The sequence below is a fragment of the Lutaonella thermophila genome (assembly GCF_055387725.1).
The window spans coordinates 1,127,888-1,145,725 of record NZ_AP043783.1 but is presented as its reverse complement, the minus strand read 5'-3'; the positions used below and the strand labels follow the sequence as shown (position 1 = coordinate 1,145,725).

General features: G+C 34.5%; 17 protein-coding genes. 9 read left to right on the top strand and 8 right to left on the bottom strand.

Features of this window, described 5'->3' with window-relative positions; genetic code table 11:
- Positions 1-23 precede the first annotated feature (23 nt).
- From ACZ5CF_RS05220 to ACZ5CF_RS05200, 5 genes are read right to left on the bottom strand one after another with little or no spacing between them, the layout of a single operon-like run.
- Positions 24-908, bottom strand: a complete 885-nt coding sequence (locus ACZ5CF_RS05220) for a tetratricopeptide repeat protein (RefSeq protein ID WP_464580784.1) — start codon at positions 906-908, stop codon at positions 24-26.
- Entirely contained in the window at positions 905-1,432 is a 528-nt protein-coding gene (locus tag ACZ5CF_RS05215; protein WP_464580783.1) for a DUF4136 domain-containing protein, read from the bottom strand. The genes ACZ5CF_RS05220 and ACZ5CF_RS05215 overlap by 4 nt, the downstream gene beginning before the upstream one ends.
- A gap of 37 nt (positions 1,433-1,469) precedes the next feature.
- Positions 1,470-2,477, bottom strand: a complete 1,008-nt coding sequence (obgE, locus tag ACZ5CF_RS05210) for a GTPase ObgE (RefSeq protein WP_464580782.1) — start codon at positions 2,475-2,477, stop codon at positions 1,470-1,472.
- A gap of 12 nt (positions 2,478-2,489) precedes the next feature.
- Positions 2,490-3,287 carry a DUF3050 domain-containing protein gene (locus ACZ5CF_RS05205; protein ID WP_464580781.1) on the bottom strand — a complete coding sequence of 266 codons (798 nt, stop codon included), beginning with the start codon at positions 3,285-3,287 and terminating at the stop codon, positions 2,490-2,492.
- Entirely contained in the window at positions 3,277-4,383 is a 1,107-nt protein-coding gene (locus ACZ5CF_RS05200) for an adenylate kinase (protein WP_464580780.1), read from the bottom strand. Before ACZ5CF_RS05200 ends, ACZ5CF_RS05205 begins: the two co-directional genes overlap by 11 nt.
- A gap of 133 nt (positions 4,384-4,516) precedes the next feature.
- On the opposite strand from ACZ5CF_RS05200, the gene ACZ5CF_RS05195 reads away from it, so the two are divergent.
- From ACZ5CF_RS05195 to ACZ5CF_RS05185, 3 genes are all read left to right on the top strand, one after another.
- The gene (locus ACZ5CF_RS05195; protein ID WP_464580779.1) at positions 4,517-5,671 is read left to right on the top strand and encodes a 5-(carboxyamino)imidazole ribonucleotide synthase; all 1,155 of its coding nucleotides are present in this window, start codon (positions 4,517-4,519) and stop codon (positions 5,669-5,671) included.
- Positions 5,672-5,691: 20 nt separating this feature from the next.
- Positions 5,692-6,177, top strand: coding sequence for a 5-(carboxyamino)imidazole ribonucleotide mutase (purE, locus tag ACZ5CF_RS05190; RefSeq protein ID WP_464580778.1), 486 nt, complete (start codon positions 5,692-5,694; stop codon positions 6,175-6,177).
- A gap of 208 nt (positions 6,178-6,385) precedes the next feature.
- Positions 6,386-8,428, top strand: coding sequence for a M3 family metallopeptidase (locus tag ACZ5CF_RS05185; protein WP_464580777.1), 2,043 nt, complete (start codon positions 6,386-6,388; stop codon positions 8,426-8,428).
- Between the two features lie 13 nt (positions 8,429-8,441).
- Here the strand turns inward: ACZ5CF_RS05185 and ACZ5CF_RS05180 are convergent, their stop codons facing one another.
- Entirely contained in the window at positions 8,442-8,825 is a 384-nt protein-coding gene (locus ACZ5CF_RS05180) for a rhodanese-like domain-containing protein (RefSeq protein WP_464580776.1), read from the bottom strand.
- 71 nt (positions 8,826-8,896) lie between these two features.
- Between ACZ5CF_RS05180 and ACZ5CF_RS05175 the strand changes: the two genes are divergently transcribed.
- Both ACZ5CF_RS05175 and ACZ5CF_RS05170 read left to right on the top strand, forming a co-directional pair.
- Positions 8,897-9,463: a sigma-70 family RNA polymerase sigma factor gene (locus ACZ5CF_RS05175; RefSeq protein ID WP_464580775.1), complete on the top strand. Its 567-nt coding sequence runs from the start codon at positions 8,897-8,899 to the stop codon at positions 9,461-9,463.
- A gap of 15 nt (positions 9,464-9,478) precedes the next feature.
- Positions 9,479-9,718: a hypothetical protein gene (locus tag ACZ5CF_RS05170; RefSeq protein ID WP_464580774.1), complete on the top strand. Its 240-nt coding sequence runs from the start codon at positions 9,479-9,481 to the stop codon at positions 9,716-9,718.
- On the opposite strand, the gene ACZ5CF_RS05165 is transcribed toward ACZ5CF_RS05170, so the two are convergent.
- Entirely contained in the window at positions 9,710-10,525 is an 816-nt protein-coding gene (locus tag ACZ5CF_RS05165; protein WP_464580773.1) for a UbiA prenyltransferase family protein, read from the bottom strand. The two genes, ACZ5CF_RS05170 and ACZ5CF_RS05165, sit on opposite strands and share 9 nt — an antisense overlap.
- 138 nt (positions 10,526-10,663) lie before the next feature.
- Here ACZ5CF_RS05165 and gcvP point away from each other — a divergent pair, with 138 nt between their 5' ends.
- From gcvP to ACZ5CF_RS05145, 4 genes are all read left to right on the top strand, one after another.
- Positions 10,664-13,513, top strand: coding sequence for an aminomethyl-transferring glycine dehydrogenase (gene gcvP / locus ACZ5CF_RS05160; protein ID WP_464580772.1), 2,850 nt, complete (start codon positions 10,664-10,666; stop codon positions 13,511-13,513).
- A 165-nt stretch (positions 13,514-13,678) separates the two neighbouring features.
- Entirely contained in the window at positions 13,679-14,740 is a 1,062-nt protein-coding gene (locus tag ACZ5CF_RS05155; protein ID WP_464580771.1) for a 3-oxoacyl-ACP synthase III family protein, read from the top strand.
- Between the two features lies 1 nt (position 14,741).
- Positions 14,742-15,263, top strand: a complete 522-nt coding sequence (locus ACZ5CF_RS05150) for a methyltransferase domain-containing protein (RefSeq protein ID WP_464580770.1) — start codon at positions 14,742-14,744, stop codon at positions 15,261-15,263.
- A gap of 44 nt (positions 15,264-15,307) precedes the next feature.
- A complete protein-coding gene (locus ACZ5CF_RS05145; RefSeq protein ID WP_464580769.1) occupies positions 15,308-16,174 on the top strand; it encodes a glycosyltransferase family 2 protein in 867 nt (288 codons plus the stop codon).
- Here ACZ5CF_RS05145 and pafA read toward each other — a convergent pair.
- Positions 16,149-17,822: an alkaline phosphatase PafA gene (gene pafA / locus ACZ5CF_RS05140; RefSeq protein ID WP_464580768.1), complete on the bottom strand. Its 1,674-nt coding sequence runs from the start codon at positions 17,820-17,822 to the stop codon at positions 16,149-16,151. The two genes, ACZ5CF_RS05145 and pafA, sit on opposite strands and share 26 nt — an antisense overlap.
- Between the last annotated feature and the right edge of the window lie 16 nt (positions 17,823-17,838).

Sequence of the window (17,838 nt, the reverse complement as noted above, 5' to 3'; positions counted from 1 at the left end):
GTGCTATGCAGCAAAGAAGAAAACTATAAATACTTTTTCTTGAGTTTTATAGCCTCATTAAAATCAGGGTTTGCTTTTAAGGCCTTTGCTATATAAGTTTTTGCTTTGTCTTGTTGGTTTTTCAGCAAGTAAATTTTAGCTATATGATAGTACACCCACTCTACTTTTATGTTATTTGATTGATTATGCCTTTTCACAAACCATGTAAGATGTTTTAAACCGGTGTTTAATGCAACATTGTATGTTGAAGCTATTTTACCAAGTTGGTAGTGTATATTAACTCTGGGGTAGGTACTACTAATATTTTCTGCAAGATTAATGGCTTTTATAGACCATTTTTTATGCTCTTCTTTATTATTTGTGTAGTCTGCAATATAGGCTTTTGCCAAATACCCTTCTATTGGTGATTGGCTTTCTAACTCTGAGGCATATTCTTTAGCTTTCTTTATACTTCCTCCTAAAATTCCTGGTAATTGCAAATACAATTCTATCAGTGCCCATCTTACATCTATGTGTTCTTTATTTAAGTTTGCAGCAAGTGTAAAATGATATTTAACATCTGATATTAACCCAAGTGCTTTAAATTTATTTACCGACAAGGCTTTCATTCCCAAAACTCCTCCCAACTTATAATTATAATTTGCACTTTTGGGGTTGCTTTTAACTAGCATTTTATAATATTCTATGGCTTTATCCCAATTCTCTTCTAAACCATATACATCTCCCAGTTTTTCAATTAAATCATCCGATTTATTAGTGTTAATTTGGGTAATAAGTAATTGTTTAGCTTCATTATAGTTTTTTCTTTTTAATAAAGAATCTACTTGCACAATTATATGCTCTTGTGCAGTTGTTTTATAGACCGATAAGCAAAAAGTTATAAATATTATTAAAATAAAATGCTTCATTTGTTTGATGGAGGAAAGTTTTTAAAAACAGCATTTACTACTATTTTTAGTTGTTCCTTTTTTGTGTCTGGTGATGCCTTTTCGCTAATTTTATGTTCGGCAATAGCTTGCCAAATAAGTTGATTGGTTGATGCATCAACAACATCAAAAGTAAATTGTGTTATAGGCATATTGCTTCCTAAAGGAATCCCAACAGAAACACCACCTCCAACATTTCGTCCTGTACCGCCAACTCCTACTCCAACCTGACTATTAGGAGTAACTTCTAATTTTTTAGTAGTTACATTTATATAAAAATCTGGGTTATTGCTGTGCTTAAAACCTAAGTTAGTAATAGATGTGTTTAAGACCTCTAATAACCTCTTAGTGTCTAAATCACTAAGTCCTGTATCTAGGTGGTTATAAATAGCATAGGTTTTCAGGGTGCTGAAATTAGTATGATAATCAAAATCATATACTACTCTTGGTGAAGAACAACCAAAAACAAAACATGCTAATACTAATAGTACCCCTTTAACTTTCATGTTTTTTATTTAAATATAACACAAAAAGCGTTCCCTTTTAAGCCTCTTCATTAAGCATTTGCCAGAGTTTGTCTTTTAGCTCTGTAATACCCTGTTGGGCAACCGAAGAGATAAAAAGATAAGGGGTTGTTGTAAAAACTTTATCTAGTTCTTCCTTAAGTTCTGCCTTTAACTCATTGTCTAACATATCTGATTTAGAAATAGCAATGAGCCTGTTTTTATCTAGCAGTTCCGGGTTGTACCTTCTTAATTCGTCCAGTAAAATATTATACTCTTTTACTATGTCTTTACTATCTGCAGGTATTAAAAAAAGCAATGTTGCGTTACGTTCTATGTGTCTTAAAAAGTAATGACCAAGACCCTTACCTTCTGCCGCTCCTTCTATAATTCCGGGAATATCGGCCATTACAAAGGTTTTAAAGTCTCTATATTTAACAATTCCTAAGTTAGGTTTTAAGGTAGTAAACTCGTAGTCAGCAATTTTAGGTTTTGCCGATGTAATAACAGACAACAACGTAGATTTACCTGCATTAGGGAACCCAACTAAGCCAACATCTGCCAATACTTTTAACTCTAACGTAATACGTTTTTCTTCGCCGGGCAATCCAGGTTGAGCATACCGAGGAGTTTGGTTGGTTGCACTTTTAAAATGCCAATTTCCTCTACCTCCTTTACCACCTTGAGCTATAATTTTTTCTTGGCCGTCTTCGGTTATTTCAAATAAAATCCGGTTGGTTTCTGTATCTCTAACTACAGTTCCCAGAGGTACCTCTAAATACACATCTTCTCCGTCTGCTCCGGTGCTTCGGTTTTTACTTCCGTGTTCTCCGTGTCCGGCTCTAAAATGTTTCTTAAATTTAAAATGATATAGTGTCCAAAGATTTTTATTTCCTTTAATAATTACATGACCGCCTCTACCACCATCTCCACCATCCGGACCTCCCTTGGCTACATATTTTTCTCTTCGAAGGTGTGTAGACCCCTTACCTCCATTCCCAGACGTTACATATACTTTAACATAATCTACAAAATTACCTTCGGTCATTGTTTTAGTTTTTTAGCTTGTTAATACAGCTTTGTTTTTTATTTCTTGTAAAGCACCATCCCACAATTGCTTTCTGTGTAATAATGCTTGTTTGCTAACTTGTAAGCAATCTTCCCATTTATTTGCATCATCTCCACACAACTCACTAATCATTTGTAAAGCAATTGGTCCGTGCTCATCACCATCTAACTCAATATGTCTTTCAAGATAATAAACAAATTTATCTAACTTATTGGCAACTTGGTTCTGTATGTTTTTTACCAAGCTTAAAAACATATTCGGAATTAAATCTTCTCTTCCGAAGGTGAAAACAGCTGCAATTTTATGAGCTTCGTTAGTGTTAATTACAGAAAAAGTGAAGTTTACAAAATCTTTAATGGCTTGGGGAGCTTGAGCTATTTGTAAAGCTTCTGAAATATTTTTTTGTTGATTAAGTGCACCTATAAAACTTTCAATTGACTGAGTGTTAGCATTAGCTTGTTGCATAGCCTGCAAATACATCTCAAAATGGCTCATTGTGTTTCCTTGTGCGTCTAAATCGCTTTCTTCGCCAAGAACTATCTCGTTTATAAAGCGTCTAATTTTTGGATCTCCTTTTGGTGTCCAAGGCACATGTGTTTGTGTATACATGTTTTGCAATGCTTTTAAGAGCGACATAAAATCAAACACAGCAAATACATGATATTGCATAAAAACGGTTAAATCTTGTACAGAGTGTACATTGTTGTATAAAGAATGAGCCACTATTTGTTTACGTAGTGGCTCGAGTTGTGCGTTTAAGTTTTGTATATAGTTAACGTTAGAGCTCATCTATTACTTTACTTAATCTATCTGTTATTTCATTAATTTCTCCAATACCGTTTACACTATAAAATTTCCCTTGTTTTTTATAGTAGTCTATAAGAGGTGCTGTTTTTTGATTATATTCTTCAAAGCGGTTTTTAATTTTTTCTTCATCCTGATCATCAGTGCGCCCACTTACTTTACCGCGCTCTAAAAGGCGTTGTAAAAGCACGTTCTCATCGGCTTCTAAAGCAATGGTAGCGTCTATTTTCATGTCTTTTGCACTAAGCAAATTATCTAGCGCCTCTGCTTGTGCAATGGTTCTTGGGAAACCATCAAAAATAAATCCGTTTGCATCAGGATTTTTATTTACCTCTTCTTCAAGCATTTGTATAGTAATACTGTCGGGCACCAGCTCTCCTTTATCTATATATGTTTTGGCTTCTTTACCTAAATCGGTACCATTTTTAATATTATATCTAAACACCTCGCCGGTAGAGATATGTTTTAAATTGTATTTGTCTTTTAAAAATTTTGCTTGCGTTCCTTTACCTGCTCCGGGTTTCCCAAAAAGCACTAAGTTAATCATGTGTGTTTCTTTTAATTGATAAACATCTGGTAGGTTACGGCCAAGCTCGTTGTAATCTAAACCGTAGCCAACAATAAATTTGTTCGGAATTTTTATACCAACATAATCTATGTTATACTCCCCATTGTACGCCTCAGGTTTGTAAAACATAGCTGCAATTTTAAATCTTTTTACATTAATATCAGAAAATATGTGTAGCAACTCTTTAAGTGTTCTTCCGGTATCTATTATGTCTTCTAAAATAACTACGCTTCTGCCTTTTACATTTTCCGGTACATCTAACAATGTTTTTACAATACCGGTAGACGAAATACCTCTGTAAGAGCTTAACTTTACAAAGCTAACTTCACACGGGTACGGATAGGCTTTTAAAAAGTCTGCAGCAAACATAAATGCTCCGTTCAAGACACAAATAAAAATTGGCACCTCATCCTTAAAATCTTCTGCAACTTCGTGGGCAACTCTTTTTACTTGTTCCTGAATTTCTGCTGATGAAATAAACGGAATAAAGTATTTATCTTCGAGTTGTATCAACAATTCTAATTTTTAGAGTGGCAAAGATACTATTTTGATTTTGCTTTTTTAATTTTTCAACATAACCATTTCATAATTAAGCGTATTTTTGTAGCAATTTTAAACAACACAATCACAAATTGATAACTGCTCTATGAGCTTTTTCTCATCAAACTTCACATTAGGCATATTAGGTGGTGGCCAACTTGGCAAAATGTTATTATACGAAACACGAAAATTTGATATTACCACCCATGTACTTGATAAAAATCCGGATGCTCCAGCAAAACATGGTTGTAATAAATTTGAAGTTGGAGATTTAATGGATTTTGAAACCGTAGTTGCTTTTGGCGAAAAGGTAGATTTACTTACCATAGAAATAGAAAATGTAAATGTAGATGCTCTCGAGGCTCTAGAAAAAAAAGGGGTTACTGTTTACCCCTCTTCTAAAACTTTACGCATCATTCAAAACAAAGCCAAACAAAAGCTTTTTTACACAGATCATTCTATTCCAACAGCACCATTTACAAGATTTGCTTACACCGACGAAATAAAAACAGCAATACAACACGAAACATTACAATTTCCGTTTGTTTGGAAAAGCGCTATGTTTGGGTATGATGGCCAAGGAGTAAAAATAGTTAAAACCTATTCAGACTTAGAAGGTTTACCAAATGTAGAATGTATTGTAGAGCAAATGGTGCCTTTTAAAAATGAGCTGGCGGTTATTGTTGCTCGTAATGCAGATGGTGATGTAGCTGTATACCCGGTGGTAGAAATGGAGTTTCATCCGGAAGCTAACCAAGTAGAATACGTTTTATGCCCGGCAAGAATACCTAAAGAAATTGCAAAACAAGCCCAATTGGTTGCTTTAAAAGTGTCTCAAGCTTTTAAGCATGTAGGTTTATTGGCTGTAGAAATGTTTTTAACACAAGATAATACTGTGTTGGTTAACGAGGTAGCTCCGAGACCTCATAATAGTGGCCATTATAGTATAGAAGCCAGTTACACCAATCAGTTTGAGCAACATATTAGGGCTATTTTAAACTTACCTTTGGGTAATACAGACAGTAAAGTTGCCGGTGTAATGGTTAATTTAGTAGGCGAAGAAGGTTTTAAGGGCAATGTTCATTACAAAAACATAGAAAATATTTTAGCTTTACAAGGAGTAACACCCCATATATACGGTAAAAAAGAAACAAGACCTTTCAGAAAAATGGGGCATGTAACTATTGTAAATAAAGATATTAATGAAGCCCGAAATATAGCAGAGAAAGTAAAAAGCACAATACGCGTAATTAGCAAATAAAAACCTTAAAAAAATTAATTATGAGCAAAGTAGCGGTAATAATGGGAAGCACAAGCGATCTTCCTGTTATGCAAGACGCCATAGATATTTTAAAAGAATTCTCAATAGCTGTAGAGGTAGATATTGTATCTGCTCATAGAACACCCGATAAGATGTTTGAGTTTGGTAAAAATGCTCACAAAAAAGGTATTCAAGTAATTATAGCCGGTGCCGGTGGTGCAGCGCATTTGCCCGGCATGGTAGCTTCTCTTTCTCCACTACCTGTTATTGGTGTTCCTGTAAAAAGCAGTAACTCTATAGATGGGTGGGATTCTGTACTTTCTATACTACAAATGCCCGGTGGTGTTCCTGTTGCCACAGTTGCTTTAAACGGAGCAAAAAATGCAGGTATATTAGCAGCCCAAATAATAGGAAGCAGTAATCCTGATGTTTTAAAAAAAGTTATTGCGTATAAAGAAGCATTAAAAGAAAAAGTAATTAAAGGCTCTAATCAAATAAAACAATAAAAAAACCCGAAGCTAGGCTAAGGGTTCTCTCTGCTATTAATCAATTATTTATGCTCGCATATTGCGAGTAATTCAGTTAGGTTAAAATTCAAAAAAGGCGAGTAAAAATTGCGCTATATAAATACGTTATAAAGTAACTACGAGAAGATTGAATTTTTAGACTTTAAACATCGATAAAAAACCTGTTTAATCGACAAAAAACATCGCTATGCACAACATATTAAATAAACCATTTAAAACACCCTATAATTCGGCTCCGTTTTCAAAAATAAAGGTAGATGATTATTTGCCGGCTATTAAAGCAGAAATAGAAAAAACTAAGAAAGAAATAGATCAAATAACTAACAATCCTGAGCCTCCAACTTTTAAAAATACAATAGAAGCTTTAGAGTATGCCGGAGAGCAATTAGACAGGATTACAAGCATCTTTTTTAATTTAAACAGTGCAGAAACTAATCAAGAAATTCAACAACTTGCACAACAAATCTCTCCCCTTTTAACCGAGTTTAGTAACGATATTAGGCTAAACGAAACACTTTTTAACAGAATAAAAGAGGTTTATACAAATAAAGACAACCTAAATTTAACACCGGAGCAACAAACTTTATTAGATAAAAAATACAAGAGTTTTGCCAGAAATGGAGCTAACCTTCCTGAAGCTAAGAAAAAAGAACTTCGCGAGATTGATAAAGAACTTGCTAAACTAAGTTTAAAATTCGGTGAGAATGTATTGGCAGAAACCAACAGTTTTGAACTTCATTTAACTAACCCTGAAGATGTAGCAGGAATCCCAGAAGGTGCTTTAGAAGCTGCTAAACAAACAGCTCAAAGCAAATCAAAAGATGGTTGGATTTTTACGTTAGATTACCCTAGCTACATCCCTTTTATGAAATATGCCAAGTCTAGAGAACTCAGAAAAAAAATGGCATTGGCATTTGGCAGTAAAGCATTTAAAAACAATGAATATAATAATGAAGAAATTGTTTTAAAGATTGCTGCTTTACGTTACAAACGTGCCAATTTACTTGGTTATAAAACACATGCACATTATGTTTTAGAAGAACGCATGGCAGAAAAACCTGAGAAAGTTACAGCATTTTTAAATGATTTATTAGTAAAAGCTAAACCGGCTGCAATTAAGGAGTTTAATGAACTTACAAAATTTGCAAAAAATATTGATGGCATAGATCAATTAGAGATTTGGGACAATGCATACTATTCCGAAAAATTAAAGCAAGAAAAATTTAATTTAGACGATGAAAAACTAAAACCCTACTTTGAGCTCACTAATGTAATACAAGGAGCTTTTACAGTAGCCAACAAGCTTTTTGGTTTGCGATTTGAGGAAACTACAGAAGTAGATGTGTACCATGAAGATGTAAAAACTTATAAGGTACTAGATGAAAACAATAATTTTATAGCGCTGTTTTATGCAGATTTTCATCCTAGACCCGGGAAGCGAAATGGTGCTTGGATGACATCATTTAAGCCACAATATGTAAAAGATGGTGTGAATGAACGTCCGCATATTTCTATAGTTTGCAACTTTACAAAACCAACTCCAACAAAACCCTCTCTGTTAACTTTTAATGAAGTTACAACACTTTTTCACGAATTCGGTCATGCGTTACATGGCATGTTAGCAAACACTACATATCCGAGTTTAAGCGGAACAAGTGTTTATTGGGACTTTGTTGAGCTTCCCAGCCAGTTGTTAGAAAATTGGTGTTATCAAGAAGAAGCGTTGGCGTTGTTTGCCAAGCATTACCAAACCGGAGAAACTATTCCAACAGAATATATAGAGAAAATTAAAGAAGCTGCAAACTTTATGGAAGGAATGCAGACCGTTAGGCAGCTTAGTTTTGGAATGTTAGATATGGGATGGCACGCTACCAACCCGGAAAATGTTACCAACGTAAAAGCTTATGAAAAAGAACTCTTTAAGCCTACTCAACTGTTTCCGGATAACCCGGAAACCTGCATGAGCACCTCGTTTTCTCATATTTTTCAGGGAGGATATAGTGCTGGTTATTATAGTTACAAATGGGCAGAGGTTTTAGATGCCGATGCTTTTGAGTATTTTAAAGAAAACGGAATTTTTAGTGCCAAAGTTGCAAGTCAATTTAAAGAACATATTTTATCTAAAGGAGGTACAGAAAACCCAATGGAACTTTATAAAAGGTTTAGAGGTAAAGAACCCGAACCTGAAGCTTTATTGCGTAGAGCCGGACTTATAAAAAAAGCCTCATAACTTGAGGCTTTTTTTATTGTACTTTGCTCTGTATTTCTTGCCACGCTGTAATACCACCTTCTAAATTAATAACGTGTTTAAAACCCTCATCTATTAATATTTTGGCTGCTTTAGCACTTCTGTTTCCAGATTTGCAATATACATACAGCGTTTTCTTTTTATTTAACATATGTACTTGCTCTGCAAAATTGTCTTGTAAAAAGTCAATGTTTAATGCTCCCGAAAGATGTCCTTCATTAAACTCTTCTTTTGTTCTAACATCAAGCAAAATACCTTCCTCAAACTCTTCAAAAGTCAATTCTGTTATAGGCATGCTCTCTAGCTTACTCTTTTGAGCTTCGCAAGACATTATAACACAAAGCAATAAACATCCTAATAGTTTTATAAACGTTCTCATAAAGTCAATAAATTAGTATAACTACTACGAATATACATAATCCTTTAACTTTTTCTATTTTTACATTACGTATGAGCAAGAGTCCTAACCATACACTACAACCAGATTTGTGGGTAGATTTATATGCAGACTACCTGTATAACTATGCCATAATTCGTGTTAATAATGCTGAACTTGCACAAGATTTAGTACAAGAAACTTTTTTAGCAGGCTTAAAATCTGCCAAAAACTTTAAAGGAGATGCGGCAGAACGTACTTGGTTAATATCTATTTTAAAGCGAAAAATTATTGATTATTATCGCAAAATAAATTCAAAAAAAGGCAAAGCAGAAGTTAAAATTAATTATAGTACTGATAGCAATAAAGATGGCAATTGGTTAGAAGAACAAGTATCTGATCCTTTTGATTTTACTGCAGAAGACAAATTGCAAAATAAAGAGCTTGGTTTAGCTATACAAGAATGTATTGCAAAGCTACCCCAAAAGCAAGCAACTGTTTTTAAAATGAAAACTATAGAAGGAATGGATACCAAAGATATTTGTAATGAACTTAACATTACACCGTCTAACCTTTGGGTTATAATACATAGAGCCCGTATAGCTTTAATATCTTGTTTACAAGACAATTGGTTTAAATAAAATTAAAAACACATTATGATTTCTTGCGAGAAAGCAGCACAAATTTGTAACAAAAAACAATACAACGAAGCCTCATTTTCAGAACGATTACAACTCCTTTTACATTTGCTTATTTGTAAGTTTTGTGCTCAATTTTCTAAAAAAAATAAAAAGCTTACCCAACTTTGTAGCGAGGCTCAACTTAAAGTTTTAAGCGTAAGCAAAAAACAAGAGCTTAAACAAGAAATAAACAAACACTTATCTAATTTACAGTAGCATACAAGCTAACATCCACCACAAAACAGGAATTCCTTCTACCCAAAAACTAGAATAATATTTGGGTTGCTTTTTTTTAGTAAACCAAAGCAACACAGTAGTAATTACCAGTACAATAAAAAGAACCACAACTTGTTTAAATACAAAGTCATCCTTAAAAAACTCTGTTACCCACACAACAACAAGCAAAAATATTCCTAATAGCTTAGTTCTTTTAATTCCGAATCGTTGAGGCAGTGTTTTAAGTGCAGCGCTATCGTATTTTAAATCTCTTATCTCGAATGGAAGTATTAATACTAGCACAAATAAAAACCGTTTAAACACTTCAACCTTAACATCAAAACTAAACGTAGCTTTTAAATTAACCACAGGTAAAACAACCGTTACTCCAGCCCAAATTAAAGCAACAATAAAAATTTTAAGCCCACTAAAACTTCTCAAATTTTTAGCTTGTGGTAAAACAGGCATTGCGTACAAAGCAGTTAAAAACAAAAAAATTACCAGGTACAAATAGGTTGCTGAAGACAGCTTAAAAAAATAATATAATGCAAGCCCAAAAGCTATAATACTTACTAATTGAATTATCCTCAAATAAACAGTAGTAACAATAATGTATTTTTGAGCCTCTACTCCATACTTTATAAAATTATAGCTAACTATTGTACTAAAAAAAGCAAACCACGCTACACTATTATCCGGTGGTAGGTTTAAAGTTAAATGAGTTAGTTTAACAAAAGCAAAAACAGCTAACGCAACATGAATGCTGGCATCTATGTAAAAGTTAAAAAGCTTTTTTAGTAACTGCATATAACAAAGGTAGCTAACGGCTATGTAACTTGTTAATAACTAAGTTACAAACGTAACTTTTTAATGCTACAAAAGCATATGTATCATTAATTTAATGTGTAATTTTGCAGCCAATTAAACAACACATTTTATTTTTTAATGAAAACCGATTCTTTTGTATTACGCCATATTGGGCCAAGAGAGACCGATTTACCAAAAATGTTTAGCACCATTGGGGTAGATAACATGGAGCAACTTATTTATGAAACTATCCCTGATGATATTCGGTTAAAAAATCCACTAAATTTACCTAAAGCCCTTAGTGAAAATGAGTTTTTAAGCCACCTTCATGAACTGGCTAAAAAAAATAAAATTTACAAAACATACATTGGTCTTGGATACCACGAAAGCATTACACCTTCTGTAATTAAACGAAACATACTGGAAAATCCGGGATGGTATACAGCTTACACACCTTACCAAGCCGAAATTGCTCAAGGACGTTTAGAGGCGTTGCTTAACTACCAAACCATGATTTGCGATTTAACCGGAATGGAAATTGCAAATGCTTCTTTGTTAGATGAAAGTACTGCTGCTGCAGAAGCCATGACTATGTTGTTTGATGTAAGAAGCAGAGAACAGAAAAAAAATAATGTAGTTAAGTTTTTTGTATCAGAACAAATACTTCCGCAAACCTTATCATTACTACAAACAAGAGCTCTCCCCTTAGGTATAGAGCTAGTTGTTGGCAACCACGAAGAATTTGATTTTAGCACAGATTTTTTTGGAGCAATACTCCAGTATCCAGGAAAACACGGACAAGTTTATGATTATGCCTCTTTTGTAGAAAAAGCAAAACAAAACCAAATTAAAGTTGCTGTTGCAGCAGATATTTTAAGCTTAGTTATGCTTACTGCTCCGGGTGAATGGGGTGTAGATGTTGTTGTAGGAACTACACAACGCTTTGGAATTCCGCTAGGGTACGGTGGTCCGCATGCTGCTTTTTTTGCAACAAAAGAAGAATATAAACGAAGTATTCCCGGCAGAATTATTGGAGTCACCAAAGACACAGATGGTAACAGAGCCTTACGCATGGCGTTGCAAACAAGAGAGCAACATATAAAAAGAGATAAAGCAACTTCTAATATTTGTACCGCTCAAGTACTCTTAGCTGTTATGGCCGGAATGTATGCCGTATATCATGGCCCTAACGGATTAAAGTATATAGCACAAAAAGTTCACAATCATACTAAAGCTCTAGATAAAGTATTAAATAACTTAGGGTTTAGCCAATTAAATTCTGTTTATTTTGATACCTTAAAAGTTGCTGTTTCAGACAGTAATGCATTACGAGACATTGCACTTAAAAACAACATCAACTTTAATTATATAGATAACCAAACTATTTCTATTTCATTAAACGAAGCCACATCAGAAGATGATGTTGCCAAAATAGTTTCTGTTTTTGCTACATTGGTCGGCACTACAACAACTGTTGATTTTAATGTAGAAACTGATGTAATCCCGGATGCTGTTAAGCGTAAAACACCTTTCTTAGAGAACGAAGTGTTTAACACCTACCACTCTGAGACAGAAATGATGCGCTACATAAAAAAGTTAGAGCGTAAAGACTTAGCTCTTAACCACTCAATGATTTCATTAGGCTCTTGTACTATGAAGCTCAATGCTGCAACCGAAATGCTCCCATTAAGCTGGGCAGAGTGGGCAAATATTCATCCTTTTGTACCAATTGATCAAGCAGAAGGATATCAAGAAATGTTATCGCGTTTAGAGCATCAACTAAACGAAATAACCGGATTTGCCGGAACTTCACTTCAACCAAACTCAGGTGCTCAAGGTGAATACGCTGGGTTAATGGTTATTAGAGCCTACCATGAGTCTAACGATGAAGGTCACAGAAATATATGTCTTATTCCAGCTTCTGCACACGGTACCAATCCGGCTTCTGCAGTTATGGCCGGTATGAAAGTGGTAGTAACTAAAACAGATGAAAAAGGTAATATTGATGTTGCCGATTTAAAAGAAAAAGCAGAAAAGTATAAAGATAGTTTGGCTGCTTTAATGGTTACCTACCCATCTACACATGGCGTTTACGAAGCTTCTATTAAAGAAATAACCAAAATAATACATGACAACGGTGGACAGGTATATATGGATGGTGCAAACATGAATGCCCAAGTTGGTTTAACCAATCCGGCAACCATTGGTGCAGATGTTTGCCATTTAAATCTGCATAAAACATTTGCTATACCTCATGGAGGTGGCGGTCCGGGCGTTGGTCCTATTTGTGTAGCAGAACACTTAGTTAAGTTTTTGCCTTCTAACCCGGTAATTAAAACCGGTGGTGAAAACGCAATAACTGCTATCTCTGCAGCTCCTTGGGGTAGTGCTTTAGTATGTCTTATTTCGTATGGATATATAACCATGTTGGGCTACAGAGGTCTTACAGAAGCTACTAAATATGCTATTTTAAACGCTAATTACATAAAAAGCCGTTTAGAAGAGTACTATCCTGTTCTATACACCGGAGAAAAAGGAAGAGCAGCACACGAACTTATAATAGATTGCAGACCATTTAAAAAGAAAGGCATTGAAGTTACTGATATTGCTAAACGTTTAATGGACTATGGTTTTCATGCTCCAACCGTATCTTTCCCTGTAGCCGGCACTATAATGATAGAGCCTACAGAAAGCGAAAGTTTAGCAGAATTAGATAAGTTCTGTGATGCAATGATTGCCATTAGAAAAGAAATTGAGGAGGTTTCTGCAGATAACCCTAACAACGTTCTTAAAAATGCTCCTCACACATTAGCAATGGTAACAAATGATTCTTGGAATTTTCCTTACTCTAGACAAAAAGCTGCTTTCCCATTGCCTTACTTGCACGAAAATAAGTTTTGGCCAAGTGTTAGACGGGTAGATGATGCTTATGGAGATCGTAATTTAATTTGTACATGTACACCTATTGAGGCTTACGCCGAAGCATAGCTTACACCTTGTAATCCCTATAAAAACAAGCGTTTTCAGATTTTTGAAAACGCTTGTTTTGTTTTTGTATAGTTTTTAAATCTATTGATTGAACATCATATTTTAACCCAATAGTCAGTTTTATTTTTAAGCAAGGATAATTAAACTTGTTTAAAAAAATAAACTATGAATATTCGTATTACAGGATCAGGAAGTTATATCCCTGCTGTTGTAGAACAAAACACTAACTTTTCTAAACACGCTTTTTTTGATGCCGACGGCAATAAATTTACACACGATAATACCGTAATTATAGAAAAATTTAAAGCCATTACAGGTATTGGCGAAAGGCGATACGCTAAAAAACATCAGAACACTTCAGACTTAGCATCGTTTGCAGCAGAAAATGCCATTAACGATGCCAATATAGATCCTGAAACCTTAGACTATATTATTGTTGCACACAACTTTGGTGATGTTAGGTATAACTCCGTTCAAGGAGACACATTACCCAGCTTAGCTTCTAGAGTAAAACATTCGCTTCAAATTAAAAACCCTAAATGTGTTGCTTACGATTTAATTTTTGGCTGTCCCGGATGGGTTGAAGGCGTTATACAAGCGCAAGCCTTTATTAAAAGCGGAATGGCAAAAAAGTGTTTAGTGATTGGAGCCGAAACACTCTCTAGAGTGGTAGATAAACACGATAGAGATTCTATGATATATTCTGATGGTGCCGGAGCTGTTGTTGTAGAAGCTACTGAGGATGATAATAGCGGTATACTAGCTTTCGAATCTGCTACTTATGCTCATAACGAAGCGTATTATTTATTCTTCGGAAAATCAAACAATCCTGAAGCAGATGCTAATACCCGTTACATAAAAATGCACGGGCGCAAAATTTACGAATTTGCTATATCGCATGTACCACAAGCTATGAAAGCATGCTTAGATAAGAGTGGGATTCCTATAGATCAAGTAAAAAAAATATTTATTCATCAGGCAAACGAAAAAATGGACGAAGCTATTGTAAAACGTTTTTACCGTTTGTACAAAACCCAACCTCCGGCAGATGTTATGCCTATGAATATTCAAACCATGGGGAACAATTCTGTAGCTACTGTTCCTACTTTATTTGATATGGTTAGAAAAGGAATGATAGACAATCAATCTGTACATAAAGGTGATGTTATTATATTTGCAAGTGTTGGTGCAGGTATGAACATCAATGCCATTGTGTATAGATATTAATATGTATAAAGAATATTATCCAAAAAAACGATTTTCTAAAACAATTAGCTTTTTAAACTCTGTAGTTTCGCCACCTGCAAAAATTTTAGATTTAGGTGTTGTTAATCCACTATCAGAGTTAATGCAAAAACAAGGCTACTTAGTTACAAATACAAAAGGAGAAGATTTAGATTTAAATTTTAAAGCAGTTACCTCGTTAGACTATGATGTGGTAACTGCTTTTGAAATTTTTGAGCATTTAGTTTCTCCGTTTCCGTTACTTAAAGCCATAAAAGCCAATAAGCTTGTAGCTACTGTGCCTCTTAATCTTTGGTTTTCTCCTGCCTATAAAAATCCTAATGATGAAAGAGATTGTCATTATCACGAATTTGAAGATTGGCAATTTGATTGGCTTTTAGACAAAGCCGGATGGGAAGTAAAAAAGCGCGAAAAATGGACTAACCCGGTTTCTAAAATTGGTATAAGACCGCTACTCAGACACTTTACACCAAGATACTATGCCGTTTATGCAGAACGTAAATAAGCATCTGTAGTTTGTAATCACATCTATTACAACACTAAATTAAAATGAGGTTTTATATTGTAATACCGGCACATAACGAAGAAGCTTTTATAGCCCAAACTTTGAATTCTATAGTTTCGCAAACACTTTTACCTAAAAAAGTAGTTGTTGTTAACGATAACTCTACAGATAATACAGAGGCTGTAGCTAGAACATTTGAAAAAAAATATGATTTTATTACCGTTATAAACACACCCTCACAGGCAATACATGCTCCGGGAAGTAAAGTAATTCAGGCTTTTAACAAAGCTCTTGCCACTTTAGACGATGAATTTGATGTAATATGTAAGTTTGATGCCGATATTGTTTTACCTGACAACTATTTAGAAAAACTGCAGATAATTTTTAAAGAAAACCCAAAAGTTGGTATAGCCGGAGGTTTTTGTTACATTCTAAATAACAACAAATGGGTTTTAGAAAGCTTAACTAATAAAGATCACGTTAGAGGAGCATTAAAAGCCTACAGAAAAAAATGTTTTTTTGATATTGGAAAACTTAAACCCGCTATGGGATGGGATACGGTTGATGAGCTTTTAGCCCAATATCATGGATGGAAAATAAAAACCGATACTTCACTTAAAGTTAAGCACTTAAAGCCCACCGGAATCTCTTACAGCAAAAAAGCCAAGTATAAGCAAGGGATTGCATTTTACAGACTTCGTTATGGACTGTTTTTAACTATTATTGCATCAGCTAAATTGGCCGTAAAAAAACAAAACCCGGCTTTTTTTATAAACTGTATTATAGGTTTTTGTAGAGGATATTTAAAAAAAGAACCTTTTTTGGTTTCACCAAAAGAAGGTTCTTTTATAAGGTCTCTTAGGTATAAAGGGGTATTTAAAAAACTTAATCCTCTAAAATTTCAAAAATAGGAGTTCCGGTAGCTCCGTTAGGAAAACTAATTCCCAGCAAAGTGGCAATAGTAGGAGCAACATCAGGAATTACTGTTTTTCTGGTTGTACTTCCTTGTTTTACACCTTTACCGTAAAAAATTAAAGGCACGTGCGTATCGTACATAAATCCGGAGCCATGCGTAGAGCCGGTTTTAGAATAGCTTATGTGGGCAGGCGCAGGAACTAATAAAATATCACCCGAACGTTGCATATGATATCCGTTTTGCAGCATCCCTGCAACACCTTCTGTGAATTCCTTGCTTTGCATTGAACTCCCAGTATAAGCAGCCATGTAAGGTCCGTATGTTAAAAGTTCATTTACAATAGCCTGTTCTACCTTATTCAAATCTAACTCAAGATTATTTATAAGCTCTTTGTTTAGAAAAATTTGATTGTTTGATATGTTTTTAATTAAATCTGATGTGCCAAACTTAAAAGTTAAAAAATCTTTTAATCGTTTTAAATCTTCCGAAGAGTTTAAATAGCCTCCCGGAATTTTATGGTCTTGTAAATAACTTGGCACATGTACTGCACCATGATCTGAAGTTAAAAATACTGTATAATTATCCTTGCCCAATTTAGCATCTAGCTCGGTAAGTAAACGCTCTAAATCTCTATCTAATCTTACGTAAGTATCCTGAACTTCTTTACTGTTTACTCCAAATTGATGCCCTACATAATCTGTACTAGAAAAACTTATTGCTAAAAAATCGGTTATGTTATCTGCTCCCAATTGCTCTCCATCTATTGCTGCCAAAGCAAAATCTAAAGTTAAACTGTTACCATATGGGGTAGATTTTAAGATGTCGTATCCGCCATTTTCATCCCACAGTTCAGGTAAATTATGTGGGAAAACAGCTTTTGGTTGCCCATTAAAAGATCGTTCGTAGTTATTGCTGTCCGCCCCACTCTCCGTATAGGTCTCTATATTAAATAAGGTATTCCATGGTTTCTTGTAAGCGTCTGCTTTTTTTGCATTATTAAAATCTACAACCCATTTTGGTAATACGTTACTATAAAATGTACTGGTAATCCAAATTCCTTCGTTTTTACCATGAAACCAAAAGGCTTTTCCGGTATGCCCGGCAGGTAAAACCGCCCCCCTATCTTTTATAGAAACTGCTACAACTTTGCCTTGCATTTGGGTGGCTAACCTTAACTGGTCGGTTATAGTTGTTGTAGTAAGTTGATGCGGTGACATTTTTCCTGCAGATGCTGTTGTTCCAACAGAAGCATAATTTTCATCATACACACAATACACACTCTTATCTTGTGTTTTATCGTACCAATTATTACCAATAATACCATGTACAGCAGGAGTGGTTCCGGTATAAACAGAAGCATGACCGGGAGCAGTATAGGTAGGTATATAGTTAAAATGGTTGTTTTTACAGTTAAACCCTTCGTTTATTAATCTTTTAAAACCTCCTTCTCCATATTTATCCCAAAACAGGTTTAAATAATCATACCTCATCTGGTCTACCACAATACCAATAACCAGTTTTGGCTGTATATGTGTTGTATTGGTTACAACTTTTGGGTTATTTTGAATATTATTTTTTGTGTTTTGTGTAGCGCAAGCTCCTAACACAAATAAAGCTGTAAGTAACAGTATCTTGTTTTTCATGCATCTAAAAATTTAC

Excerpts from the sequence above, each read along its gene's own strand:
- ACZ5CF_RS05180 (WP_464580776.1), bottom strand. The coding sequence starts at position 8,825 with ATGAGAACGTTTATAAAACTATTAGGATGTTTATTGCTTTGTGTTATA.
- ACZ5CF_RS05155 (WP_464580771.1), top strand. The coding sequence starts at position 13,679 with ATGAATATTCGTATTACAGGATCAGGAAGTTATATCCCTGCTGTTGTA.
- gcvP (WP_464580772.1), top strand. The coding sequence starts at position 10,664 with ATGAAAACCGATTCTTTTGTATTACGCCATATTGGGCCAAGAGAGACC.
- ACZ5CF_RS05150 (WP_464580770.1), top strand. The coding sequence starts at position 14,742 with ATGTATAAAGAATATTATCCAAAAAAACGATTTTCTAAAACAATTAGC.
- purE (WP_464580778.1), top strand. The coding sequence starts at position 5,692 with ATGAGCAAAGTAGCGGTAATAATGGGAAGCACAAGCGATCTTCCTGTT.
- ACZ5CF_RS05195 (WP_464580779.1), top strand. The coding sequence starts at position 4,517 with ATGAGCTTTTTCTCATCAAACTTCACATTAGGCATATTAGGTGGTGGC.
- ACZ5CF_RS05175 (WP_464580775.1), top strand. The coding sequence starts at position 8,897 with ATGAGCAAGAGTCCTAACCATACACTACAACCAGATTTGTGGGTAGAT.
- ACZ5CF_RS05170 (WP_464580774.1), top strand. The coding sequence starts at position 9,479 with ATGATTTCTTGCGAGAAAGCAGCACAAATTTGTAACAAAAAACAATAC.
- ACZ5CF_RS05165 (WP_464580773.1), bottom strand. The coding sequence starts at position 10,525 with ATGCAGTTACTAAAAAAGCTTTTTAACTTTTACATAGATGCCAGCATT.
- ACZ5CF_RS05185 (WP_464580777.1), top strand. The coding sequence starts at position 6,386 with ATGCACAACATATTAAATAAACCATTTAAAACACCCTATAATTCGGCT.
- obgE (WP_464580782.1), bottom strand. The coding sequence starts at position 2,477 with ATGACCGAAGGTAATTTTGTAGATTATGTTAAAGTATATGTAACGTCT.
- ACZ5CF_RS05205 (WP_464580781.1), bottom strand. The coding sequence starts at position 3,287 with ATGAGCTCTAACGTTAACTATATACAAAACTTAAACGCACAACTCGAG.
- ACZ5CF_RS05145 (WP_464580769.1), top strand. The coding sequence starts at position 15,308 with ATGAGGTTTTATATTGTAATACCGGCACATAACGAAGAAGCTTTTATA.
- ACZ5CF_RS05220 (WP_464580784.1), bottom strand. The coding sequence starts at position 908 with ATGAAGCATTTTATTTTAATAATATTTATAACTTTTTGCTTATCGGTC.
- ACZ5CF_RS05215 (WP_464580783.1), bottom strand. The coding sequence starts at position 1,432 with ATGAAAGTTAAAGGGGTACTATTAGTATTAGCATGTTTTGTTTTTGGT.
- pafA (WP_464580768.1), bottom strand. The coding sequence starts at position 17,822 with ATGAAAAACAAGATACTGTTACTTACAGCTTTATTTGTGTTAGGAGCT.